The 23,778-nt window shown below is 68.8% G+C and carries 24 protein-coding genes and 2 tRNA genes; 15 read left to right on the forward strand and 11 right to left on the reverse strand.

The annotated features are described in order from the left end of the window. Window positions 1-14 precede the first annotated feature (14 nt). Window positions 15-86, forward strand: a tRNA-Gln gene (locus IU452_RS12080). 137 nt (window positions 87-223) lie between these two features. Continuing rightward, window positions 224-296: transfer RNA gene (locus tag IU452_RS12085), tRNA-Glu, on the forward strand. A 64-nt stretch (window positions 297-360) separates the two neighbouring features. Here the strand turns inward: IU452_RS12085 and IU452_RS12090 are convergent. Both IU452_RS12090 and IU452_RS12095 read right to left on the reverse strand, forming a co-directional pair. After that, window positions 361-858, reverse strand: coding sequence for a pyridoxamine 5'-phosphate oxidase family protein (locus IU452_RS12090; RefSeq protein ID WP_195109108.1), 498 nt, complete (start codon window positions 856-858; stop codon window positions 361-363). A gap of 58 nt (window positions 859-916) precedes the next feature. Further along, window positions 917-1,618: an IclR family transcriptional regulator gene (locus IU452_RS12095; protein WP_195109109.1), complete on the reverse strand. Its 702-nt coding sequence runs from the start codon at window positions 1,616-1,618 to the stop codon at window positions 917-919. Between the two features lie 97 nt (window positions 1,619-1,715). Between IU452_RS12095 and leuC the strand changes: the two genes are divergently transcribed. The 3 genes from leuC (at window position 1,716) to IU452_RS12110 (ending at window position 4,581) form a co-directional block, all read left to right on the forward strand. Beyond that, window positions 1,716-3,140, forward strand: a complete 1,425-nt coding sequence (leuC, locus tag IU452_RS12100) for a 3-isopropylmalate dehydratase large subunit (RefSeq protein ID WP_195109110.1) — start codon at window positions 1,716-1,718, stop codon at window positions 3,138-3,140. Between the two features lie 34 nt (window positions 3,141-3,174). Next, on the forward strand, window positions 3,175-3,783 hold the full coding sequence (gene leuD / locus IU452_RS12105) for a 3-isopropylmalate dehydratase small subunit (RefSeq protein ID WP_195109111.1): 609 nt from the start codon (window positions 3,175-3,177) through the stop codon (window positions 3,781-3,783). 156 nt (window positions 3,784-3,939) lie between these two features. Beyond that, on the forward strand, window positions 3,940-4,581 hold the full coding sequence (locus tag IU452_RS12110) for an HU family DNA-binding protein (RefSeq protein WP_195109112.1): 642 nt from the start codon (window positions 3,940-3,942) through the stop codon (window positions 4,579-4,581). 120 nt (window positions 4,582-4,701) lie between these two features. On the opposite strand, the gene IU452_RS12115 is transcribed toward IU452_RS12110, so the two are convergent. The 3 genes from IU452_RS12115 to cofC form a co-directional block, all read right to left on the reverse strand. Further along, window positions 4,702-5,640: an NUDIX hydrolase gene (locus IU452_RS12115; RefSeq protein ID WP_195109113.1), complete on the reverse strand. Its 939-nt coding sequence runs from the start codon at window positions 5,638-5,640 to the stop codon at window positions 4,702-4,704. 8 nt (window positions 5,641-5,648) lie between these two features. Next, window positions 5,649-7,868 carry an RNA degradosome polyphosphate kinase gene (locus IU452_RS12120; protein WP_195109114.1) on the reverse strand — a complete coding sequence of 740 codons (2,220 nt, stop codon included), beginning with the start codon at window positions 7,866-7,868 and terminating at the stop codon, window positions 5,649-5,651. A 70-nt stretch (window positions 7,869-7,938) separates the two neighbouring features. Beyond that, on the reverse strand, window positions 7,939-8,637 hold the full coding sequence (cofC, locus tag IU452_RS12125; RefSeq protein ID WP_195109115.1) for a 2-phospho-L-lactate guanylyltransferase: 699 nt from the start codon (window positions 8,635-8,637) through the stop codon (window positions 7,939-7,941). A gap of 118 nt (window positions 8,638-8,755) precedes the next feature. On the opposite strand from cofC, the gene IU452_RS12130 reads away from it, so the two are divergent. Together IU452_RS12130 and IU452_RS12135 are read left to right on the forward strand one after the other, a co-directional pair. Next, a complete protein-coding gene (locus tag IU452_RS12130) occupies window positions 8,756-9,751 on the forward strand; it encodes an NAD(P)H-dependent glycerol-3-phosphate dehydrogenase (protein WP_195109116.1) in 996 nt (331 codons plus the stop codon). A 34-nt stretch (window positions 9,752-9,785) separates the two neighbouring features. Continuing rightward, window positions 9,786-10,892, forward strand: coding sequence for a D-alanine--D-alanine ligase family protein (locus tag IU452_RS12135; RefSeq protein ID WP_195109117.1), 1,107 nt, complete (start codon window positions 9,786-9,788; stop codon window positions 10,890-10,892). An 11-nt stretch (window positions 10,893-10,903) separates the two neighbouring features. Here the strand turns inward: IU452_RS12135 and IU452_RS12140 are convergent, their stop codons facing one another. Next, window positions 10,904-11,293 carry a hypothetical protein gene (locus tag IU452_RS12140; protein ID WP_195109118.1) on the reverse strand — a complete coding sequence of 130 codons (390 nt, stop codon included), beginning with the start codon at window positions 11,291-11,293 and terminating at the stop codon, window positions 10,904-10,906. A gap of 72 nt (window positions 11,294-11,365) precedes the next feature. On the opposite strand from IU452_RS12140, the gene IU452_RS12145 reads away from it, so the two are divergent. After that, on the forward strand, window positions 11,366-11,665 hold the full coding sequence (locus IU452_RS12145) for a DUF6191 domain-containing protein (RefSeq protein ID WP_324192569.1): 300 nt from the start codon (window positions 11,366-11,368) through the stop codon (window positions 11,663-11,665). A 6-nt stretch (window positions 11,666-11,671) separates the two neighbouring features. Here IU452_RS12145 and IU452_RS12150 read toward each other — a convergent pair whose 3' ends face one another. Continuing rightward, entirely contained in the window at window positions 11,672-12,337 is a 666-nt protein-coding gene (locus IU452_RS12150) for a DUF3515 domain-containing protein (protein ID WP_195109119.1), read from the reverse strand. Between the two features lie 197 nt (window positions 12,338-12,534). Here IU452_RS12150 and IU452_RS12155 point away from each other — a divergent pair, with 197 nt between their 5' ends. The 3 genes from IU452_RS12155 to IU452_RS12165 are packed head-to-tail and all read left to right on the forward strand — an operon-like array spanning window position 12,535 to window position 14,520. Next, on the forward strand, window positions 12,535-13,506 hold the full coding sequence (locus IU452_RS12155) for a thiamine-phosphate kinase (protein WP_195109592.1): 972 nt from the start codon (window positions 12,535-12,537) through the stop codon (window positions 13,504-13,506). A gap of 39 nt (window positions 13,507-13,545) precedes the next feature. Next, complete coding sequence (locus tag IU452_RS12160) at window positions 13,546-14,223, forward strand: uracil-DNA glycosylase (RefSeq protein WP_195109120.1); 678 nt, start codon at window positions 13,546-13,548, stop codon at window positions 14,221-14,223. A 36-nt stretch (window positions 14,224-14,259) separates the two neighbouring features. Further along, the gene (locus IU452_RS12165; protein WP_195109121.1) at window positions 14,260-14,520 is read left to right on the forward strand and encodes a hypothetical protein; all 261 of its coding nucleotides are present in this window, start codon (window positions 14,260-14,262) and stop codon (window positions 14,518-14,520) included. On the opposite strand, the gene IU452_RS12170 is transcribed toward IU452_RS12165, so the two are convergent. Then, complete coding sequence (locus IU452_RS12170) at window positions 14,504-15,016, reverse strand: GNAT family N-acetyltransferase (protein WP_195109122.1); 513 nt, start codon at window positions 15,014-15,016, stop codon at window positions 14,504-14,506. The genes IU452_RS12165 and IU452_RS12170 overlap by 17 nt on opposite strands. Window positions 15,017-15,105: 89 nt before the next feature. Further along, window positions 15,106-15,297, reverse strand: a complete 192-nt coding sequence (gene rpmB, locus IU452_RS12175; RefSeq protein WP_011210730.1) for a 50S ribosomal protein L28 — start codon at window positions 15,295-15,297, stop codon at window positions 15,106-15,108. A gap of 342 nt (window positions 15,298-15,639) precedes the next feature. Between rpmB and IU452_RS12180 the strand changes: the two genes are divergently transcribed. Both IU452_RS12180 and recG read left to right on the forward strand, forming a co-directional pair. Next, window positions 15,640-17,307: a DAK2 domain-containing protein gene (locus IU452_RS12180; RefSeq protein WP_195109123.1), complete on the forward strand. Its 1,668-nt coding sequence runs from the start codon at window positions 15,640-15,642 to the stop codon at window positions 17,305-17,307. Further along, the gene (recG, locus tag IU452_RS12185) at window positions 17,308-19,575 is read left to right on the forward strand and encodes an ATP-dependent DNA helicase RecG (protein ID WP_195109124.1); all 2,268 of its coding nucleotides are present in this window, start codon (window positions 17,308-17,310) and stop codon (window positions 19,573-19,575) included. It abuts the gene before it with no gap. A gap of 36 nt (window positions 19,576-19,611) precedes the next feature. Here the strand turns inward: recG and IU452_RS12190 are convergent, their stop codons facing one another. Then, complete coding sequence (locus IU452_RS12190) at window positions 19,612-21,033, reverse strand: short-chain fatty acyl-CoA regulator family protein (RefSeq protein ID WP_195109125.1); 1,422 nt, start codon at window positions 21,031-21,033, stop codon at window positions 19,612-19,614. A gap of 115 nt (window positions 21,034-21,148) precedes the next feature. Here IU452_RS12190 and IU452_RS12195 point away from each other — a divergent pair, with 115 nt between their 5' ends. Continuing rightward, window positions 21,149-22,660, forward strand: a complete 1,512-nt coding sequence (locus tag IU452_RS12195) for an MmgE/PrpD family protein (protein ID WP_195109126.1) — start codon at window positions 21,149-21,151, stop codon at window positions 22,658-22,660. A gap of 5 nt (window positions 22,661-22,665) precedes the next feature. On the opposite strand, the gene IU452_RS12200 is transcribed toward IU452_RS12195, so the two are convergent. Next, a complete protein-coding gene (locus tag IU452_RS12200) occupies window positions 22,666-22,842 on the reverse strand; it encodes a DUF1737 domain-containing protein (protein ID WP_195109127.1) in 177 nt (58 codons plus the stop codon). 26 nt (window positions 22,843-22,868) lie between these two features. On the opposite strand from IU452_RS12200, the gene prpB reads away from it, so the two are divergent. Further along, entirely contained in the window at window positions 22,869-23,777 is a 909-nt protein-coding gene (gene prpB / locus IU452_RS12205; protein ID WP_195109128.1) for a methylisocitrate lyase, read from the forward strand. Window position 23,778 lies beyond the last annotated feature (1 nt).

Raw genomic sequence — 23,778 nt, forward strand, 5'->3', positions numbered from 1 at the left:
AAATCCCAGGTCATTGGGGTATGGTGTAATTGGCAACACAGCTGATTCTGGTTCAGCCATTCTAGGTTCGAGTCCTGGTACCCCAGCGGTTGGTTCGCCTCGGTTCGCGGTCGAGGCGGAACAGCATCCTGGCGATTTGGTTGTGGGGCAGCGGCCGGTTAAGCTGGCCGAGCCTCCCGATCGCGAGATCCGTGGAGACCTCCCATTCGGAGAACCTCTCTCTGGTCCCGTCGTCTAGCGGCCTAGGACGCCGCCCTCTCAAGGCGGTAGCGCGGGTTCAAATCCCGTCGGGACTACGTACGAAGGCCCCCAACCTGCTGGTTGGGGGCCTTCTGCATGTCGGTGTGCTGTGGGCCGGAATCATTCCTGCGGCCAGGTCGATCCGCCCGGTGGCATCGCGGGCAGTCCCAACTTGCGGTGGTCCCAGCTGCGGATCCGCTCGGGCACGATGCGGATGGCCACGCGCTTGTTCAGCATGGCCTCCACCAGGGGACGCACGTCCTCGCTGTAGGGCCCGGTGTAGCGCTCCCAGACGCTCACACCCACCCGGAACAGCGCGTCGGGATCGTCGACGATCTCGGCATGTCCCTCGATCGACACGCCGCGCAGCTGGTCGTAGCTGTCGCCCGCCTCCACCAGCACGGTGACCCGCGGATCCCGGCGGATATTGACCGCCTTCTGCGACTTCGCCTTCGTCTCGAACCAGATCTGTCCGTCGACCAGCGCGTACCACATCGCGGTCAGGTGCGCCACGCCCGTCTTGCCCAGCGTGGCCAGCGTCATGACGCGGCTGCGCTGCAGAAACTCCGTGATCTCCGCCTCGGACATCACGATCTGCGCACGTTGCTTCACTCCCATGCGCCGACTGTAGTTTACGGCGTATGGCGGCGGTCACAGTGTGACGAAAGACAACGCTTCACAGCCGTTTGTGCAGCGCCTCGGCCGCGGCCACGAGATCGGCCGCCCAGCGCGCGCCCGGTCGGCGGCCCATCCGATCGATCGGTCCCGACACCGACACCGCCGCCACCACGTTCCCGCCCGAGTCCCGCACGGGTGCGGAGACGCTGGCCACCCCGGCCGCCCGTTCGGCGGCGCTCTGTGCCCAGCCGCGCCGGCGCACCTCGGCGAGCGCTCGCTCGCCGAATACCGCATCGAGCAGCACAGTGCGCTGCACCTCCGGATCGGCCCAGGCCAGCAGCACCTTGGCCGCCGAACCGGCGGTCAGCGGCAGGCGGGCGCCCACCGGCACGGTGTCGCGCAGCCCGGCCGCCGGCTCCAGGGCCGCCACACACACCCGGGAATGCCCGTCCAGGCGATAGAGCTGCACGCTCTCCCCGGTGATCTCGCGCAGCCGGGGCAGGACGGCCGCGGCCGCGTCCAGCAGCGGATCGTTCGCGGTGGTGGCCAGCTCGGACAGGGCCGGGCCGGGCCGCCACAGCCCGTTGGTGTCGCGGGCGAGCAGGCGGTGCACCTCCAGCCCGACGGCCAGCCGATGCGCGGTCGCGCGCGGCAGGCCGGTGCGGGTGCACAGCTCGCCCAGGCCGCAGGGGTGCTCGGCCACCGCGTAGAGCACGGCCATGGCTTTGTCGAGTACCCCGATACCGCTATGCTGTCTCATAGAACGATATTAACGTCTCGCATAGTGAGATGTGCAAACTCGCGCCGTGTCGTCAGCCCACTTCGATACGGCGCAGCCGACCGAAAGGTGAACGAGGATGGCCGACCGGCCACGCACTCTGGCGGAGAAGGTCTGGGAGCAGCACGTCGTCGCCCGCGGCGCGGGGGAGGGGGACGCGCGCGAACCCGATCTCATCTACATCGACCTGCACCTGGTGCACGAGGTGACCAGCCCGCAGGCCTTCGACGGCCTGCGCGCGGCCGGGCGTAAGGTCCGTCGGCCCGATCTCACCATCGCGACCGAGGACCACAACGTCCCGACCATCGATATCGATAAGCCGATCGCCGACCCCATTTCCCGCACCCAGGTGGAAACGCTGCGGCGCAATTGTGCGGAATTCGGCATTCGGCTGCATCCGATGGGCGATATCGAGCAGGGCATCGTGCACGTGGTGGGTCCGCAGTTGGGCCTGACCCAGCCGGGCACGACCGTGGTCTGCGGCGATTCGCACACCTCCACCCACGGTGCGTTCGGCGCGCTGGCGATGGGCATCGGCACCAGCGAGGTCGAGCACGTGCTGGCCACGCAGACGCTGTCGCTGCGGCCGTTCAAGACCATGGCGATCAATATCGACGGCCAGCTGCCGCCCGGCGTGACGAGCAAGGATGTGATCCTGGCCGTGATCGCGAAGATCGGCACCGGCGGCGGTCAGGGCTATGTGCTGGAGTACCGCGGCGAGGCCGTGCGCGCCATGTCCATGGAGGCGCGGATGACGATGTGCAATATGTCCATCGAGGCCGGCGCCCGGGCGGGCATGGTGGCCCCTGACGAGGTCACCTACGAATTCCTGAAGGGCCGCCCACATGCGCCCAAGGGTGCGGACTGGGATGCGGCCGTGACGGCCTGGGAGGCGCTGAAAACCGATGAGGGGGCGGTCTTCGACGCCGAGGTGCACATCGACGCCTCGGCCCTGACCCCGTTCGTCACCTGGGGCACCAACCCCGGACAGGGCGCGCCGCTGGGCGCATCGGTGCCGAATCCGGCCGATATCGTCGACGAAACCGCGCGGGAGTCGGCGGAGAAGGCACTGCGCTACATGGATTTGGAGCCCGGTACTCCGCTTCGCGAGGTGAAGGTCGACACCGTATTCGTGGGCTCGTGCACCAACGGTCGCATCGAGGATCTGCGGGCGGTCGCGGACGTGCTGAAGGGCCGCAAAGTGGCCGATGGCGTGCGGATGTTGATCGTGCCCGGATCCATGCGGGTGCGTGCGCAGGCCGAATCCGAGGGGCTCGGCGAGATTTTCACCGCCGCCGGTGCGGAATGGCGACAGGCGGGCTGCTCGATGTGCCTGGGCATGAATCCGGACCAGCTTTCGCCCGGTCAGCGGTGTGCTTCGACCTCGAATCGGAACTTCGAGGGGCGGCAGGGCAAAGGTGGCCGCACCCATCTGGTTTCGCCACTGGTCGCGGCGGCCACCGCGGTGCGCGGAACCCTGTCCTCACCTGCGGATCTGAACTGATCAGCCGGACTTTCACCGACACTCAGGAGAACTCGTGGAACCCTTCAAGGTGCACAAGGGGATCGGGGTGCCGCTGCGCCGATCCAACGTCGACACCGACCAGATCATCCCGGCGGTCTACCTCAAGCGCGTCACTCGAACCGGTTTCGAGGACGGCCTGTTCGCGGCCTGGCGTTCGGATCCGGCCTTCATTCTGAACACCGAGCCCTACAACCGGGGCACAGTCCTGGTCGCCGGTCCGGATTTCGGCACCGGATCCTCACGTGAGCACGCTGTCTGGGCCCTGATGGACTACGGCTTCCGGGTGGTGATCTCCTCCCGGTTCGCCGACATCTTCCGCGGTAACGCGGGCAAAGGTGGCCTGGTGACGGCCCGAATGTCACAACATGATGTCGAATTGCTCTGGAAGTTGCTCGAGGAACAGCCCGGTCTGGAATTGATCGTGGACCTCGAGGCCCGCACGGTGACCGCTGGAACCACCGTGTTGCCCTTCGATATTGACGACTACACCAGGTGGCGTCTGCTCGAGGGTCTGGACGACATCGGGCTGACGCTCCGCCAGGAAGGGGCCATCGCCGAGTTCGAAAAGGCAAGGCCAGCTTGGAAACCCACCACCATTCCGGACCCTATTTCGCAGACGTAAACACTCCTGGGTGTTAGCTGAGAGCTACCAATCGCGATTGCTGCACGTGTGCCACGCCACATGAAATTTGGCGTGGCACATAGACTCTTGCCCAATGAAGGTTTACCGTGGTACCTAGTCGGTCCGACGACGGGCCATTAGTCTGCGGAGGATTCAATGAACAAGGCGGAACTGATCGACGTTCTGACCGAGAAGTTGGGCACTGACAGGCGCACGGCCACTGCGGCAGTCGAGCAGATTGTCGACACGATCGTGCGTGCGGTGAACAAGGGTCAGAGTGTCACCATCACCGGATTCGGTGTGTTCGAACAGCGGAAGCGGGCGGCTCGGGTGGCGCGTAACCCCCGTACCGGCGAAACCGTCAAGGTGAAGCCCACTTCGGTGCCCGCGTTCCGCCCGGGTGCGCAGTTCAAGGCGATCATTGCGGGCAAGCAGAAGATCGCGGCGGCCGGCCCGGCCGTGAAACGCGGTGTGGCAGCGCCGGTGTCGGGTGGCGCGAAGAAGACCGCCAGGAAGGCGGCCAAGAAGACGACCGCCAAGAAGACCACCGCGAAGAAGACCACGGCCAAGAAGGCAGCCAAGAAGGCTCCGGCGAAGAAGGCCACGGCCAAGAAGACCACGGCCAAGAAGACGACCGCCAAGAAGACCGCCAAGAAGGCGACCGCCAAGAAGACCACGGCCAAGAAGACGGCCGCCAAGAAGACGGCCGCGAAGCGGACAACCGCCAAGCGGGCCACCGCCAAGCGGACCGCCGCCAAGCGGACGGCCGCCAAGCGGCCCGCCGCACGGCGTCGCTGAATACCGACGAAAACGGCCCCGGCCATGCGGCCGGGGCCGTTTCGTGTGTGTCCGGGGCAGTTGTTGGGCGGCGGGCCATTTGTGGGTGTGGCCGAGCCCGGATTCGTGCCCGTACGGCCGTCAGCGCGGGCGCAGGGCCGCATCCAGGTGGTCGGCGGCCACCAGGCGGCCGTCGGCCACCGACAGCACCCAGACGCTGCCCTTGCGGTTGCGGGCGGGCGGCAGTGCGACACCGTCCTTTTCGGCCCAGGCCGCCAGCAGATGCGGAATCACCTTCCCCTGACTACAGAGCACCCGGACGGCGTCGGTGGACACCAGCTCGCGGGCGCGGGTCAGGGAGTCCTGCGGCGCTGCGGCATAACCGGATTCGGACAGCAGCGGTTCCAGGGCGATGTCGACGCCGAGGGTTTCGGCCAGCGGCTCCACCGTCTGCACACAGCGCAGCGGCGGCGCCGAATAGATCTCCGACGCCCCGAATGCAAGCAGATTCGGCGTCAGCGCCTGCGCCTGGTTCCGGCCCGCCTTCTCCAGCGGCCGTTCGTCATCGGGACCGGCGAATCGGCCCCGGCGCCCGGCCTTGGCATGGCGGACCACCAGCAGGGTGGCCGTATCGGGCGGCAGCCGCAGGAAATTGCGCAGAATGCGGCGATCCATCGGATACGACAGCTGGTCCATCACCTGGTCGACGCGATGCCATTCCAGCACGTCGACCTCGGAATTGGCGTGGAACCGGCCGCCGGTGACGTCGGCCACCCAGTAGTCGACCCGCTTCAACTTCCGATGGCCGGTCACCGGATAGGTGACATGCCCCAGATAGCGGCCCAGACGGCAGCGCAGGCCGGTCTCCTCGCCGACCTCGCGCACCGCGGCGACCATCGGGGTCTCACCCGGGTCGAGTTTGCCCTTGGGCAGCGACCAGTCGTCGTATTTGCGCCGGTGCACCACGGCGACCTCGATCGCACCGTCGGGCTGCCGCCGCCACAGCACCGCGCCGGCGGCGAGAATGTTGGCGGTGACGCGGGGATCGGAGACCCCGACATCTTCGGAATCCTGTGTCACCGAGTGGTTCACTGCTGATCCGGCCGTCGCAGTCGCATGAGGAACTCCTGATGGTCGCGTACCGGTTCGTCCCGACCGTCGGTCTCGGGTATCGGCTGGGCCTGCCAGCTGCCGTCGGCCTGGAGTACCCAGCAGCGCGTCGAAGGATGCAGGGCCGAGTCGAAGACGACCTCCAACTGCTCACACAGCTTCGGATCCTTCACCTGCGCCATGACTTCCACGCGCCGGTCCAGATTGCGGTGCATCATGTCGGCGCTGCCGATCCAGTACTCGTCCTGGGCGCGGAAGTGCAGGATGCGCGAATGTTCCAGGAAGCGGCCCAGAATCGAGCGCACATGGATGTTCTCGCTCATCTCCGGCACGCCGGGCCGCAGCCCGCAGATGCTGCGCACCACGATCTCCACCGGCACCCCGGCCTGGGAGGCTCGGTAGAGCGCGTCGATCACCTGTTCGTCGACGATCGCGTTGCACTTCAACCGGATCCGGGCGGGCAGCCCCTGCTGCGCCAGCTCGGTCTCGCGGCGAATCCGCTCGATGATGCCGGAGCGGACACTCGAGGGCGCCACCAACAGGTTGCGGTAGTTGGCCTTTCGCGAGTAGCCGGTCAGCGAGTTGAACAGATCGGTCAAATCGGCCCCGATTTCCGGTGCGGCCGTGAGCAATCCGACATCCTCGTAGAGCCGGGCGGTCTTGGGGTTGTAGTTGCCGGTGCCGATATGGCAGTAGCGGCGGATGGTGGCGCCCTCGCGGCGCACCACCAGGCACGTCTTGCAGTGCGTCTTCAGGCCGATGAGCCCGTAGACCACGTGCACGCCCGCCTGCTCCAGCTGGCGGGCCCATTTGATGTTGGCCTGCTCGTCGAAGCGGGCCTTGATCTCCACCAGCGCCACCACCTGCTTGCCGGCCTCGGCGGCATCGATGAGCGCATTGACGATGGGGGAGTCGCCGGAGGTGCGGTAGAGGGTCTGTTTGATCGCCAGCACCTGCGGATCGGCGGCGGCCTGTTCGATGAACCGCTGCACGCTGGTGGAGAAGGAGTCGTACGGGTGATGCACCAGCACGTCGCCCTCCCGCAGGGCGGCGAAAACGTTACGCGGCGTTTCTCTTTCGCCGAACGCGGGCGGGGTGGCCGGGACGTACGGGGCGTCCTTGAGCGCGGGGCGGTCCACGCCGTAGACCTGCCACAGGCACGACAGGTCGAGCAGACCGGGGACCTGGATCACGTCGCCGGGATCGACGTCGAGTTCGCGCAGGAGCAGATCGAGCATGTGCTCGGTCATGTCGTCGGACACCTCGAGCCGCACCGGCGATCCGAAACGTCGGCGTGCCAGTTCCCGTTCCAGCGCCTGCAGCAGATCCTCGTCGCGGTCCTCGTCGACCTCGAAGTCGGCGTTGCGGGTGATCCGGAACGAGTGGTGTTCCACCACGTCCATGCCGGGGAACAGCTGATCCAGATGCGCCGCGATCAGGTCCTCCATCGGCAGGAAGGCGGCCAGGTTCACCCCGGTGCTGCCGTCGGGTTCGCGGCTGGCCGCGGTGCGCGGCTCGCGGGTGCCGGGGCTGCGCCGCACCCGCACGAACCGGTCCACGTTGTCGGGGACCTTCACCCGGGCGAAGTGTTCTCCGCCGGTCTCGCTGTCCTTCACCGTCACGGCCAGGTTCAGGCTCAGGCCGCTGATGTAGGGGAACGGGTGGGCCGGATCGACCGCCAGCGGGGTGAGCACCGGGAAAACCTGATCCTGGAAATACCCCGAAAGGCGCTGGCGCTCATCGTCGTCGAGATCGGCCCAGCCGATGATCGCGATGCCCTCCGCGGCCAGCGCGGGACGCACCTGATCGAGGAAGACGCGGGCGTGGCGCACGGCCAGATCCTGGGTGCGTTCGGCGATGAGGGCCAGCTGTTCGGTGGGGGACAGGCCGTCGGCGGAGCGGACCGAGAGCCCGGCCTCGGCGCGGCGCTTGAGGCCGGCCACCCGGACCATGTAGAACTCGTCGAGATTGGAGGCGAAGATCGCGAGGAATTTGGCGCGCTCGAGCAGCGGTTCGGAGGGGTCTTCGGCCAGGGCGAGCACCCGAGCGTTGAAATCCAGCCAGCTCAGCTCGCGGTTGAGGTAGCGATCCTGCGGCAACTGCTGCGCTGCCGGGGCGGTGGGCGGGGGCGTCGCCGCCGGCGGCGCAGCCGGTAGTCGCGGCTGCTGGACATCCGTATCGCTCACGCTCACGATCATTCCCTATCAGTCGGGCGGCGCCTCGCGTGACACCGCCGATCGACACCGTACGACGCCCTCCGGCGATCGTCTAGCACACATGTGACCCGGCCGGGCACCTCCGCGTGAGATCCACATGAACAGGTCGCGGCCAGCCGATGTCGTCGAGCAGTGCGGCGGTGGCGGGACCGACGCCGAGTTCGACGGCCCGCCGCAGATCCTCGGCGGTGTCGACGTCCTGCCGCAGACCCGGCCAGTGCCCGGCCAGATCGGTTGCCCCGGAGGCGATGTGACGCCGCGCCGAATCCACCCCGAAAAGCGGTGCCAGCGGGGCGACTCCGCCGCGCACCAGCAGCGCGGCGGTGCCCCGCCCGGCATGGTCGGCCACGATCGCGCGGCCGCTCGGCGCCGCGGCCAGCATGTCGCACAACTCGTTCGGCCGCAGGGCGGGCAGATCCGCCTGCAGCGCAAGCAGATCCACCGCGCCGTGGCGGCGGCGCACCGCGGCGGCCGCATCCGACAGCGCCGCGTTGAGTCCGTCCTCGGGCGAACTCACCGGGTCGGGGTGGACCACCGCGCCGAGCGCGCGCACCGTGTCGGCAACCTCGGCGTCGGGGGTCACCACGGTGACCGACCCCAGGCCCGCCTCGGCGGCGGCGGTCACGGTGTCGCAGAGCATGGCCAGCACCAGCCGGGACCGGTCGACGGGAGGCAGCCGGTCGGCGAGTCGGCTCTTCGCCCGATCGAGGTGTTTCACCGCGATCACGGCGTGGACGGCATCCGGACGCATGCGCCAATCCTCGCACGCCCGGGTGTCGTGGCGGACGTCGTGCCGGGTCGATCACACCGCACGGTCGGGTTCGCGCACGAGGGGCACTCCGATCTCGCGCGGATGGCATATTGGCCTCATGACAAGGGTGGCTGTGATGGGTGCGGGCTCGTGGGGTACCGCGTTCGCGAAGGTGTGCAACGATGCGGGAACCACGGTGACGATGTGGGCCCGCCGGGCGGAGGTGGCCAAGACGCTGGCGACCGAGCACCGCAACCCCACCTATCTGCCGGAGGTCTCGCTACCCGGCATCGCCGCCACCGACGACTACCGGGTGGCGCTCGACGGCGCGCAGATCGTGGTGCTGGCGGTGCCGTCGCAGTCGCTGCGCGCCAACCTCGAGGCCTGGAAACCGGCCGTTCCCGGCGATGCCACGCTGCTGAGCCTGGCCAAGGGCATCGAGACCGGCACCCTGCTGCGGATGAGCGAGGTGATCGGCGAGGTGACCGGTGCGGACGCCGGACGGATCGCCGTGCTGTCCGGTCCGAACCTGGCCGGGGAGATCGCCGCCGAGCAACCGGCCGCCACCGTGGTCGCCTGCACCGACACCGGGCGGGCCGAGGCGGTGCAGCACGCCTGCGCCACCGGCTACTTCCGCCCCTATACCAATACCGATGTGGTCGGCTGCGAGCTCGGCGGCGCGTGTAAAAACGTCATCGCGATGGCCTGCGGTATCGCCGCCGGGATGGGGCTGGGTGACAACTCGATCGCCAGCCTGATCACCCGCGGCCTGGCCGAGATCATGCGGCTGGGGGTCGCGCTCGGCGCCAATCCGGTGACCCTGGCCGGGCTGGCGGGCGTCGGCGACCTGGTGGCCACCTGCACCTCGCCGCTGTCGCGCAATCGCTCGTTCGGCCGGGTGCTCGGCGCGGGCGGATCGATGGAGGCCGCGCAGCAGGCCACCCACGGTCAGGTCGCCGAGGGCGTCAAGTCGTGTACCTCGATCCGGGCGCTGGCCGAGCGGCACGGGGTGGAGATGCCGTTGACCACCGCGGTGCACCAGGTCTGCCACGAAGGCCTGTCGGTGTCGGATGCGGTGGGGCAGCTGCTCGGGCGGCGGATGAAACCGGAATGATTGGTCGCGCGGCGGCTTGGGTACGGTTCGGTCTATGAACAACCGGATCAGGGTCGGGGTGGTCTTCGGCGGGCGCAGCAACGAGCACGCCGTGTCGTGCGTATCGGCCGGTTTCGTGCTACGCAACCTCGACCCGCAGCGGTTCGAGGCGCTACCGATCGGGATCACGCGCGACGGCGCCTGGGTGCTGGCCGGATCCGACGCCCGCGCGCTGGCCATCGCCGACCGCTCGCTGCCCGCGGTGGACGGCGGGAACACCGAACTGGTGCTGGCGGCCGATCCGACCCGCGCCGGAAGCCTCGTCCCGCTCGACGGCACGGCCGGGCCGGGGGCCCTCGATGTCGTATTCCCCGTGTTGCACGGCGCTTTCGGCGAGGACGGCACCGTGCAGGGCCTGCTCGAAATGGCCGGATTGCCCTACGTCGGGCCGGGTGTGCTGGCCAGTGCGACCGGGATGGACAAGGAGTTCATGAAGAAACTCCTTGTGGCCGAGGGTATTCCGGTGGGCGAGCACGTGGTGCTGCGCCCGGGCGTGGCGACGGTGAGCGAGGCCGATCGGGAACGGCTGGAATTGCCGGTCTTCGTCAAGCCCGCCCGCGGCGGATCCTCGATCGGCATCACCAAGGTGGACAACTGGGACGATCTGGACGCCGCCATTGCCGTTGCGCGCCAGCATGATCCGAAGGTGCTCGTGGAGGCGTCCATCGCCGGGCGCGAAGTGGAATGCGGCGTACTCGAATTCCCGGACGGCCGGGTGCAGGCCAGTGTGGTGGCCGAGATCCGGATGCCCGAGGTGGACGCCGAGCCCGGCGCACAGGTGCCCGACTTCTACGACTTCGACACCAAGTACCTCGACGACGTCTGCGAGTTCGATATTCCGGCCAAACTGGACGACGATGTCGCACAGCAGATTCGGGAGCTGGCCGTGGGCGCCTTCCGCGCGCTGGACTGCCAGGGTCTGGCGCGGGTCGATTTCTTCGTCACCGCCGACGGCCCGGTCATCAACGAGATCAACACCATGCCCGGGATGACCTCGATCTCGATGTACCCGCGCATGTGGGAGGCCACCGGCATCGATAACGCGACGCTGGTGACCACCCTGATCGAAACGGCGCTGGCGCGCGGCACCGGCCTGCGCTGAGGCGCGCCGGATTACAGGACGGCGCAGGCGCTGCCCAGGTTGACGCCGTTACCCACCTGGACGCTGATGCTGGTCTCGGCCAGGTCGCCCACGATCACCTTGGCGGTGAGCACATGCTGGCCGGGGGTGGCGGGTGTCCAGGTCTGGGTGACGGTGTTGCCCGACACGTTCTTCTCGCCGCCGCGGATCTCCCGGCCGTTGTCGAGGAATATCGTGCGATGGGCGTCCCGATCGGCGGTGGCGGTGAGGATGTAGGTGCAGCCGGTGCCGTAGCCGTTGCTCAGGCCCTGCCCGATGCCCAGGCTCACCCGGTTCGCGGCGGCCTGCGGGGCGGCGATGATCAAAGCGCCTGCGGTAGCGGCGATTACGGCTCCGAGCCCGGAGATATGAAGCTTTCGCATGCGGGCCGATGTTGCCGCCCGCGGTGGCCGTCGTCAAGCCCGCGGGAACCGGGTCGGCAGTATTCTGGCGGGGTGATCGTGGCTATGACGATTCCGGGCCTGGCGTTGTTGATCATCGCCGTCGCCTTCGCCGAGGTGATGTATCGGAAGGTGACCGGGCGTGCCGCGTTGCCGTGGATGCGCGACGCGGACGGGCGCGGCGCGGCCACCATCGGCTTCGAGCAGTTCGACGCGGTCTTCAATGCGGGCAAGCAGCACGAATTCCGGGAACGCCAGTCGGTGCTGATGCACCGGGAGAACCCGGGCGACGGCTCCCCGGGCGGTGTCGATCTGGACTTGAACTCGGGGACGGCTCGGCTGCGCCGCCCCTGACCGTCGTCAGTTCGGCGCCGGACCCGGATCCAGCGGCTGTTCGGGCAGCACCTTGGTGATCGCGTTCGAAATGTCCTGCAGCGGTGTGGGACCGGTGTTGTGGGGCATGGTCACGGCGATATAGCTGCCGCGGTCGACGGCGAACCAGGTGCCGGAGGTGACGCCGCTGGTCTGGTCGCGGACCTCGAACCAGTTGACGCCGTTGACCACCTGCAGTGAAGTGCCCTTGACGAATTCCAGCGGGCGATCCAGGCCGCAGCGCAGCACGATCGGGTCGCCGCCGTCGGGCAGCTGCCAGGCCACGGTGGCGGGCGGCGCCGGTTGCGCCAGTTCGGCCCTGGTGTAGTCGCCGACCTTGTCGGGCAGGGCGGGCAGCAGGGCGGTGCAGGCCTGGCCGGTGGCGCCCGGCGAGGGGACCGACCCGAGCGCGAGCGGCTCGCGCGTGGTGTGCTGGCGCGACATCACGGCGATGACGAGCACGGCGACGATCAGCGCGACCGGGAGCGCGACGGCCGTGGCGATCAGCGCGGCAGGCATTTTCGGCGACTCGGGCGCGGCCGAGCCGTACCGATCGGACGTCGCCTTCGCGTCGCGCGAGGTCGCGGCGTCATCCTGCCGGTCGGCGGTATCGCCGGCCGTATCCGCGTCGGGTCGGTCCGTGTCGTTGCTCATCCGGGGGTTCGTCTCCGCTCGTGCCGGGCCGCGTCGGATCGACGGGTGCCGCCGCGGCCGGTGGTCGTTGGATTGCGTGTCCGAGGGTAGCGAATCGCTGGTGGCGCCCGTGACCAGGGCGGTTCTATCCGGATAGGCGGTCACGGTAGCGTCTGTGGGTCCGCCGCCGACGCCGCGGCTCACGGAAGGAGACGGTCATCACCGACAGCAGCCCGCGCACCGTGCGCGACCTGGGGGAGTTCGGGCTGATCGCGCGCATGAATCGGGGGCGGAGCCAGGCACCCGGAGTGCTGCTCGGACCCGGTGACGATGCCGCGGTGGTGGCGGCGCCCGCCGGGCGGTTCGTGGTGAGCGCCGACATGCTGGTGCAGGATCGCCATTTCCGGCTGGACTGGTCGAGCGCGCACGAGATCGGTGCCAAGGCCATCGCGCAGAACGCCGCCGACGTGGTGGCGATGGGCGCGCGGCCGACGGCATATCTGGTATCCCTGGCCTGTCCCAACGACACCGCCGTCGAATTCGTCGACGGTCTGACGGAGGGGCTGTGGGCCGAGGCAGGGCGATCGGGCGGTTCCATCGCGGGCGGTGACGTCGTGGGCAGTCCGCTGCTGGTGATCTCGGTGACCGCCTTCGGCGATCCGGTGGAACGGCCGCCGGTGCTGCGGTCGGGCGCGCGGCCCGGCGATATCGTCGCGGTGGCCGGTCGGCTCGGCTGGTCGGCGGCCGGGCTGGCGATTCTGTCGGCCGGGATCGATCCGGAGCGCTTCCCCGAAATCGTTGCCGCCCACCGGCTTCCGCAGCCGCCCTACGAGTCGGTGCTGAGCCTGCCCGCCGACGCCGGAGTGTCCGCCATGACCGATGTGTCCGACGGGCTGCTCGCCGATATCGGGCATATCGCCGAATCCTCCGGTGTGGCCGTCGATCTGGATTCGGCCGCGGTGCGCGACCCGGACCTGGAACCGGTCGCCGGGCTGCTGGACGCCGACCCCCTGGCCTGGTCACTCGCCGGTGGCGAGGACCACGCCTTCGCGGCCACTTTCGCTCCCGCACAAGATCTTCCCGCCGGGTGGACGCGGGTCGGACGGGTCGAGGACGGATCCGGCGTGACCGTCGACGGGCGCTCGTGGTCCGGCCCGCTCGGCTGGGAATCGTTCACCGGAGGTGGGTGAGCTACCGCCGTGAAACCGTCCACGATATGTTGTCCCGACATGGGCGCTAAACCACTGTCGGAGATCATCGATACGGGCTGGGCCGAGGCACTCGCGCCGGTCGCCGACCGCATCGGCGCGATGGGCGAATTCCTGCGCGCCGAGAACGCCGCCGGGCGCGGATATCTGCCGAAGGGTGAGAACGTGCTACGGGCGTTCCAGCGGCCCTTCGACAAGGTGCGGGTGCTGATCGTGGGTCAGGACCCGTATCCGACACCCGGTCACGCGATGGGACTGAGTTTCTCGGTGGCACCGGACGTTTCGCCGGTCCCGCGCAGCCTGGCCAACATCTTCTCCGAATACTCCCGCGACCTCGGGCACCCGACGCCGTCGTGCGGTGACCTGTCACCATGGTCGGATCAGGGCGTGCTGCTGCTGAACAGGGTGCTCACCGTGCAGCCCGGACAGCCCGCCTCGCATCGGGGCAAGGGCTGGGAAGCGGTGACCGAACAGGCGATTCGCGCACTGGTCGCCCGCAACCAGCCGCTGGTCGCCATTCTGTGGGGCCGCGATGCCGCGACGCTGAAGCCCATGCTGGGCGGGGTGCCCTATGTCGAATCCGCCCATCCCTCACCGCTGTCCGCTTCGCGCGGATTCTTCGGATCGAGGCCTTTCTCCCGCACCAACGAATTGCTCGGTACATTAGGTGCCGCCCCGGTCGACTGGCGCTTGCCATAGCCGGGTTGGATGTTCGAGCGAATCAGGAGCAGTTGCATGCAGATCAAGTCCGTGCGCGGTGCCGTCGTGACCGTCGCCGCCGGAGCGGCCATCCTGGGCGCCCCGGCGGTGGCACAGGCCGCGCCGATCCCGCTGGAGCCCGAGGCGACGACTCAGGAGGCCGGTCCCGTGCTGGCCCTCTACGATCCGCAGACCGGGTCGGCGTCGCTGTCGTCCAATGTGAACGCGCGGGTCCTGTGCATCTTCCAGAGCGTCAGCGCGGCGGGCGGCCTGGACTGCTTCAACGGCCACGACTGAGGTTCGCGCGGCGAACCATCCGGACCTCGACGGCCGGAGTGAATGTTTCGGTCCTGCGGCCGCCGTCGAGTTCGAAGCCGTATTTCCGATAGAAGGTCTGGGCGCGCGGATTCTCCTCGAACACCCACAGCGACGTATCGATCGTGGGCTCGAGGACCGCGCGCATCAGATCGTGGGCGACGCCGGTGCCGTACCAGGCGGCGCGGACGTACATGGCCTTCAGTTCCCGGTCGGCCACCGGCGGTTCGTCACGGGGTGAGTCGGCGTGGGCGAATCCGATGACGGTGTCGTCGACGATCGCGACCATCGTGGAATTCGGATATCGCACCCGGATGCGTTCCCACCCTGCGGTGCGCTGATCCACGTCGAAGGCGGCCAGGATATGGGTGCGGACGAGGCCGACATATGCCTCGCGCCAGCAGGCGATATGGCATTCGGCCAGGCTGCGGGTGTGTTCGGCGGCGAGCGGGAGGATCCGCCAGCGACGCTCGCTCATGATCCCCTCCGCCGCATGGACCGGGTAGACGACAACGCCCCGGCCCACCCTATCGGGTGCCGGGGCGTTGGAGAGTGGGTGCGCGCAGCTCAGCCGCGGACGACCTTGCCCGCCTTCAGGCAGGAGGTGCACACGTTCATCCGGCGGGTGTTGCCCGGCGCGACCTGCGCACGGACGGTCTGGATGTTCGGGTTCCAGCGACGGTTGGTGCGCCGGTGCGAGTGCGAAACCGACTTACCGAAGCCGGGGCCCTTGGCGCAGACGTCGCAGACGGCAGCCATAGTCGCGAGCTCCTTCATGTCATGTGGGGACCGCTGTCTTCGCGGGACAGCCTGTCCGGAAACTTGTCGTCAATGCCTGTCGGCGAGACCCGCCGACGCCCGCAACCGACCCACGGCCGCGTGCGGCAACCCTGCAAGAGTAGCGGGCGGTGCGTTGCCATGTCCAATCGCCCCCGCTCGCGCGGGCCCGGCGGGTGGCAGTGTGGTTTGCGGCACAATCGCCGTGGAATGGCGAATACGACAGGGACGTCGGCAGGAGTGCGCGGCGGCCGTGTCGGTGGGGGCGACTAGGCTGGCGGGCGGGTGTGTGCGGGATCGCAGCAGTGGCGGAAGGACGGTGACGTGCCCGGGGTGCGGGAGCTCGATGGGGCGGCGTTGGCGCGCTGGGGACGGCTCTGTCTGGACCGGCTCGAACAGCATCGCGACGAGATCAATGCCCTCAACGTCTTCCCGGTCGCCGACTCCGATACGGGCACCAACATGCTGGCGACCATGCGCGCGGCCGTCGAGGGGACGTCTCCCATCCAGAGCGATGCGCCGGCGGGAGCGGTGCTCGAGGCGATGGCCCGCGCGGGGACCGTGGGCGCCCGGGGCAATTCGGGCATCATCCTGTCCCAGGTGCTGAGGGGGCTTGCCGAAGCCGTCGCGGACGAGCCGCTGACCGCATTCTCCTTGCGCGATGCGCTGCGGCGTGCGGCAATTCTGGTCCGGGAGGCATTGAGCGCGCCGGTCGAGGGGACCATGCTCACCGTCTTGGACGCCGTGGCCCACCGGGTCACCGACGCCGACGACGACACACTCGCCGAGGTGGCGCTGACCGCGGCCGACGGGGCAGCGAAGGCATTGGGGGACACGCCGTCGCAGTTGCGAGTGTTGCGTGAGGCCGGGGTGGTGGACGCGGGGGGACGTGGGCTGCTGGTGCTGTTCGATGCGCTGGTGGAGGCGATCACGGGCCGGGCTCCGGTGCGGCCGAAGTACCTCGAGACGCGCGAGTCGGTGCATGGCCTCGCGGGAAGCGACGCTTCCGTCATTCCGGTGGGAACTCGGCAGGCCGGAATGGCGCAGGGGCTTGCCGCGGGGGTGCTCGAGCACGTTCACGCGGCGCGCGCGGCCGTTCCGCAATACGAGGTCATGTATCTACTGACCGACACCGACGAAGGACGGGTCGGCGCCCTGCGCGCGCGTCTCGGTGAGCTGGGGGATTCGGTTGTCGTCGTCGGGGACGGTGCGGGCACCTTCTCCGCCCATGTGCACTGCGCGGATGCGGGGGCTGCCGTGGAGGCGGGGCTGGCCGCGGGAACGCTCGGGAGGATCCGTATCGAAGGGCTCGCGGTGAATCCCTTTGCCGCCCATGGTCCGGCCGATCGGGGAATCCTCGCGGTGGCGGAGGGCGCGGGTGCCGCACGGTTGTTCGAGGACGCGGGTGCGGTGGTGTTGGACGGGCCGGTCACCGCCGACGTTCTGCTGGAGGCCATCCGACGGATGCCGCATCGTGAGGTGCTGGTGCTGCCCAACGGCTCGCTGCCGGCGCACGAACTGGTGGCGGTGAGCGTCGCCGCCCGAGACGGGCAGCGCGAGGTGCTCATGCTGCCGAGCGGGTCGATGGTGCAGGGATTGGCGGCGCTGGCGCTGCACGACGATGGCCGGATCGCCGTCGACGACGCCTTCACCATGTCGGAGGCGGCGGCCGCCACCCGCTGGGGTGCCCTGCGGGTCGCCGCCGAACGGGCGCTGACCATCGTCGGCACCTGCGAGCAGGGCGACGGGCTCGGTCTGGTCGGCCACGACGTGGTGGTCATCGATCGCGATGTGCGCCACGCGGCGCGCACCCTGCTCGACCGGATGCTGGGCCTGGGCGGCGAGCTGGTCACCCTGCTGCTGGGCGCCGACGCTCCGAGCGGGTTGGCCGAGGAGTTGACCGCGCACATCACCGCGACCTTCCCGGGAGTGGAGGTCGTCGCCTACGAGGGTGGCCAGCCCGTGGACCTGGTGCAGATCGGGGTGGAATAGATGGCGACACTGAGCGACCGGCTCGACCATGTGCTGGGTGTGAAGGCGGCCGAACCGCTGGCCGACGCCTTCGATATGCAGACCGTGGAGGATCTGCTGCGGCACTATCCGCTGCGCTATGCGACGCAGGGGCAGCCGCTGACCGAGGAGGCGCCCGAGGAGGGCGCGCATATCACCGTGGTCGGCCGGGTGACCAAGACCGAACTGAGGCCGATGCGCCAGCGCCGCGGCAAACTGCTCAAGGTCGAACTCGACACCGGCTCCGCCCGGCCGGTCGAGATCACCTTCTTCAACGGCGACAAGGTGAGTTACCTTGTCAAACAGGGTGTTCGGGCCATGATGTCGGGCACCGTGCACTGGTGGCGGCCGGACCGGTGGAATCTGTCGCACCCGTCATATCTGATCCTGCCCGAGGCGGGGGAGTCGGTCGAGAATCTCACCTCCGTGCGCGGCAGCGGCAGCCTGCGGGGGCTGGCGCAGAGCGCGAAAGGCGCCGAGGGCGTGGATGTCTCGTTCTTCGAACGGGAATACATTCCGGTGTATCCGGCGACGGCCAAGGTGCAGAGCTGGGATCTGCTGGCCTGTGTGCGACAGGTACTGGACCAGCTGGATCCGATCGACGACCCACTGTCGCAGGACATCCGGGACGATCGCGGCCTGATGGCGGTCTCGGATGCGCTGCGCCTGATCCACCTGCCGGAACGCAAGTCCGATATCGAACAGGCCAGGGAGCGTTTGCGTTTCGACGAGGCGCTGGCCCTGCAGCTGGTACTGGCCGAACGCCGTCACGATGTGGAAGGCCGGACCGCGCATGCCTGCCCGCCCCGAAGCGACGGGATCGCGGCGGCCTTCGAGCAGCGGCTGCCGTTCGAGCTGACCGCCGGGCAGCAGAAGGTGATCGCGGAGATCTCCGGCGACCTGTCGCGCAGCCATCCGATGCATCGGCTGCTGCAGGGCGAGGTCGGCTCCGGTAAGACGATCGTCGCGCTGCACGCCATGCTGCAGGTGGTCGACGCCGGGCTGCAGTGTGCTCTGCTCGCGCCGACGGAAGTTCTTGCGGCCCAGCACTATCGATCGCTGCGCGCCATGCTCGGCGATCTGGGCAACGCGGGTGAGCTGGGCGCCGACGAGCGGGCCACCAAGGTGGTGCTGGTCACCGGGTCGATGTCGGCGCGCGAGAAGAAGGCCGCCCTGCTGGATGCGGTGACCGGCGAGGCGGGCATCGTCATCGGCACGCACGCGCTGATTCAGGACGCGGTCGAATTCCACGACCTGGGCATGGTGATCGTCGACGAACAGCACCGCTTCGGTGTGGAGCAGCGAGATGCCTTGCGCGCGAAGGCCGAACAGGGGATCAGTCCGCATCTGCTGGTGATGACCGCGACCCCGATCCCGCGCACCATCGCCATGACCACCCTCGGCGATCTGGAGACCTCCACGCTGACCGAACTGCCGCGCGGACGTTCACCGATCACCACCCGTGTGGTACCGGCGAAGATGAAACCGGCTTGGGTGGAGCGGGCCTGGGAGCGGATCCGCGAGGAAGTTGCCGCGGGGCGGCAGGCCTACGTGGTGTGCTCGCGCATCGGCGACGAGGAAGAGGACGGAAAGGGTAAGGGCCGCAAGGGTAAAGCCGCCGAGGAGAAGGAACCTCCGACCACGCACGCCGCGATCGACGTGTACGAGACGCTGCGGACCGGTCCGCTGGCCGAGCTGCGCGTCGGCCTGCTGCACGGGCGGTTGCCGAACGACGAGAAGGACCGCGTGATGCGGGCCTTCAACGACGGCGACGTCGATGTGCTGGTGTGCACGACCGTGGTCGAGGTCGGCGTGGACGTGCCGAACGCGACGGTGATGGTGATCGTGGACGCCGACCGGTTCGGCGTCAGCCAGCTGCATCAGCTGCGCGGGCGGGTCGGGCGCGGTAAGCATCCCGGCCTGTGCTTGCTCATCACCGAAACCTCGCCGATGGGCACCGCCATGGCCCGGCTCGAGGCCGTCGCCGGCACCCTCGACGGATTCGAACTGTCGGTTCTGGACCTGCGCCAGCGCCGCGAGGGCGACGTTCTCGGCTCGGCCCAGTCCGGCACCGCCCGCAGCCTGCGCCTGCTGTCGCTGCTCGACGACCTCGAGGTCATCACCGCCGCCCAGCAACTGGCCCGCGAGGTGGTCGAATCCGACCCGGGCCTGCTCAACCATCCCGGCCTGGCCTCGATGATGCACGCCGCCGTCGACTCCGAACGCCTGGAATACCTCGCCAAGTCGTAGCAGGCCGATTTCTCGTGTTCCCGGCCCGCTCCGACCTCAGCGGGCGGCGCGCGGGTAGGGCAGGTCGATGGACGTCGTCTCCGGGATGGCGAGGGGGCGGCCGATCTGCGGGAAGGCGCGTTGGGGACAGGCCGCGCGTTCACACACCTTGCAGCCCGCGCCGATCGGAACCGCGGCCGACGGGTCGTCGAGTTGCAGGCCCTTGGAGTACACCAGGCGGTCGGCGTATTCGATATCGCAGCCGAGGCCGACGGCGAATTCCTTGGTGGCGGTGCTGAATCCGTGCGGGGCCGGGTTGGTGGTACGCGCGATCCACAGGTACCGGCGGCCGTCGGGCATCGATGCGACCTGAGTGAGAATCCGGCCCGGATGGGCGAACGCATCGTGCACCACCCACAGCGGGCAACTGCCGCCGACCCGGGAGAAATGGAACGCCGTCGCGGATTGCCGTTTGGAGATATTGCCCGCGCGATCGGTGCGCACGAAGAAGAACGGCACTCCGCGCTGCCCCTGCCGCTGCAGCGTGCTCAGGCGGTGGCAGACGGTTTCGAACCCCACCTCGAAGCGCAGCCCGAGCAGGTCGATGTCGTAGCGCAGTTCCTCGGCCGAGCGCAGGAACTTCCCGTACGGCAGGATCAGCGCTCCGGCGAAGTAGTTGGCCAGCCCCACGCGGGCCAGCGCCCGCGACTCGCCGGTCAGCGATGGTGTATCGCCAAGCACCTCGTCCAGCAGCGGCCCGTACAGCAGAAAGGCGAGTGTGGTGGCGATCTGGAAGGCCCGCTGTCCGGGCCGCAGCCGCCGCGCGAGGGTCAGGGTGCGGGTCTCGGCCTCGTAGTGGCGCTTGGGAATGGTCGGGTCGGCGCCGTCGCCGCGCACCAGCACCGTCACCCCCGCCTTCTCCTCGGCGACGCGGGCCAGCTGCCGGTCCAGCGAGCCGATGGACAGACCGCATTCCTCGAACAGCCGCTCGGCGGCCAGGTCGAGCTGGGCGATGTGGTTGTGGTGGTCGTAGAAGAAGTCGCGCACGTCCTCGTACGGCATCGGCACCCCGGGGGCGCCGGTGGGGGTCGCGACCTTGGAGGACAGCAGATCCAGCTGATCGGTGGCCGCGCGCAGGCGCCGGTGCATGGCCACGATGGTCTTGGCGACCTCGGGTAACCGGGTCGCCAGATCCTCCACCTCGGCGGTGGGTGGCGCGGTGCCGCCCGCGGCCTCCACCAGCACCTCGTGCAGGTCCGATACCAGCCGGGCGTCGGAATCGGCGGCGAAGAACTGCACGTCCAGGTCGAAGGTCGAGTTCAGCTTCAGCAGCACCGGGATGGTGAGCGGCCGCTGGTCGCGCTCGAGCTGGTTGAGGTAGCTGGGAGAAAGGTCCAGGGATTTTGCCAGGGCGGCCTGGGTCATCCGTCGTTCCTCGCGCAACCGCCGTAGTCGGGCACCCGCATACATCTTGCGCACGTGCAGATGCTACCCCCCATCTTCGCAAACATTGCAATTTTAACGGTACTCGCCGACAAAAATCTGCGATTGCGAGGTGTTTTGTCCCGGCGCGCCGCTGCGTAGCGTGCGAAGTATGAAGGCTCAAATCGTACGCACCCACCCGTCGTCGGCCGATTTCCCCCGTGCGGATCATCTGGCGACGCGGATCGCGGAGGTCGCCGCCGACCCGGTGCCGGTGTCGGGGGAGGTGGCCGAGGCGGTCATCGACCGGATCATCGACAACGCCGGGGTGGCCGCGGCATCCCTGGTTCGCCGACCGCCCACGACGGCACGGCGCCAGGCGCAGGCGCATCCGTATTCGCCCGGCGCCACGGTGTTCGGACTTCCGGCGGCACAACGGGTCTCGCCGGAGTGGGCGGCGTGGGCGAACGGCGTCGCGGTGCGCGAGTTGGATTTCCACGACACCTTCCTGGCCGCGGAGTACTCCCATCCGGGCGATAACATTCCGCCGATCCTGGCCGTGGCCCAGCATGCCGGTCGCAGCGGGGCCGAGCTGATCCGCGGACTGGCAACGGGTTACGAGATCCAGATCGATCTGTCCCGCGGAATCTGCCTGCACGAGCACAAGATCGACCATGTGGCCCACCTGGGACCGTCCGCGGCGGCCGGGATCGGCACCCTCCTGGGGCTCGATGTCGAGGTGATCTATCAGGCGATCGGCCAGGCCCTGCACACGACCACCGCGACCCGCCAGTCCCGCAAGGGCGAGATCTCCAGCTGGAAGGCGTTCGCCCCGGCGTTCGCGGGCAAGATGGCCGTCGAGGCGGTGGATCGCGCCATGCGCGGCGAGGGTTCCCCGGCCCCGATCTGGGAGGGGGAGGACGGTGTGATCGCCCGGCTGCTCGGTGGGCCGGACGCGGAATATCAGGTGCCGCTACCGGTTCCGGGTGAGCCGAAACGGGCGATCCTGGACAGCTACACCAAAGAGCATGCGGCCGAATATCAGAGCCAGGCGCCGATCGATCTGGCCCGCCGAATGCGCTCGCGCATAGGCGATCTCGCGCGCGTGACGTCGATCGTGCTGCACACCAGCCATCACACCCACGTGGTGATCGGCAGCGGCTCGGGTGATCCGCAGAAATACGATCCGCACGCGAGCAGGGAAACCCTCGACCATTCGGTGCCGTATATCTTCGCCGTCGCCCTGCAGGACGGCACCTGGCATCACGAGCGCTCGTATGCGCCGGAGCGGGCGCGGCGGCCCGACACCGTCGAGCTGTGGCACAAGATCAGCACCGTCGAGGATCCGGAGTGGACCCGGCGGTATCACTCCACCGATCCGCAGGAAAAGGCGTTCGGCGCACGCGCCGTGGTGACCTTGGACACCGGCGAGACGATCGTCGACGAGCTGGCGGTGGCCGACGCGCACCCGCTGGGGGCGCGGCCGTTCGGGCGCGCGCAGTACATCGAGAAGTTCCGGACCCTCACCGAGTGGGTGCTCGACCCTGCCGAACAGGACCGCTTCCTCGAAGTGGCACAGCGCGTTCCGCGGCTACGCGCCGGTGAGCTCGACCAGCTGACGTTCACCGTGGCACCCGAGGTGCTGGCGTCGGCGCCCGCGACCGGGAAGGGGATCTTCGGATGAGCGGCTCAGCTCGGATCCCACACCACGGCCTGGGCGGCGATCACGTGCTGGCCGTTGAAGGTGACCGACGGCGAACCGTGCAGCCGGTAACCCTCGTCGAGCAACTTGCTGATCCGCTCGCAGAATCGGGCGTCGTCGACGCCGGTGATCAGCCGGTAGCGCAGGCGCGGAGTGTCGGACATACTGCCAGCCTAGGACGGTGGGGCCGATGACCGGGCTCATGGCCGCGCGCGCGTCGGCCTCGGACAAGCGGGCGGCGTTTCGGGCGGGGCTGGCCGGCGGGCGTATCCAGCGGCTGCCGGGTGCGTTCAATCCGTTGGTGGCCAAGCTGATTCAAGAGCTCGGCTTCGACGGCGTGTACGTCTCCGGCGCGGTGATCTCGGCCGAGCTGGCCCTGCCCGATATCGGGCTGACGACGCTGAGCGAGGTGGCCGAGCGGGGCCGCGCGGTGGCCCGGGTGACCGACCTGCCGACCCTGATCGACGCCGATACCGGATTCGGCGAGCCGATGAACGCCGCTCGGACGGTCACGCTGCTCGAGGAGGCCGGTGTCGCGGGCGCGCATTTCGAGGATCAGGTCAATCCCAAGCGTTGCGGGCATCTCGACGGCAAGGCGGTGGTCCCCGCCGAGGAGATGGTGCGCCGCATCCGGGCCGCGGCCTCGGCGCGGCGCGATCCCGATTTCGTCATCTGCGCCCGCACCGATGCCCGCGCCGTCGAGGGCCTGGCCGCGGCCATCGATCGGGCCAAGGCCTACGCCGATGCCGGTGCCGACCTGATCTTCACCGAGGCACTCGCCGACGCGAGCGAGTTCGCGGCCTTCCGTGCCGCCGTGGATACTCCGCTGCTGGCCAATATGACCGAGTTCGGCAAGTCCGAGCTGCTGCCCGCGCGACAGCTGGAAGATCTGGGCTACAACGCGGTCATCTATCCGGTGACCACCCTGCGCCTGGCCATGCACGCGGTCGAGCAGGGGTTACGCGAGATCGCTGCCACCGGAACTCAAGTCGAGCTGCTGGACCGCATGCAGCATCGGTCCCGTCTCTACGAGCTGCTCGACTACCAGCGCTACAACGAATTCGATTCCAGCATCTTCACTTTCACCGTGAGCGAGTGAC

Source organism: Nocardia transvalensis, assembly GCF_015477765.1.
In the GTDB taxonomy this organism is placed as follows: domain Bacteria; phylum Actinomycetota; class Actinomycetes; order Mycobacteriales; family Mycobacteriaceae; genus Nocardia; species Nocardia transvalensis_A.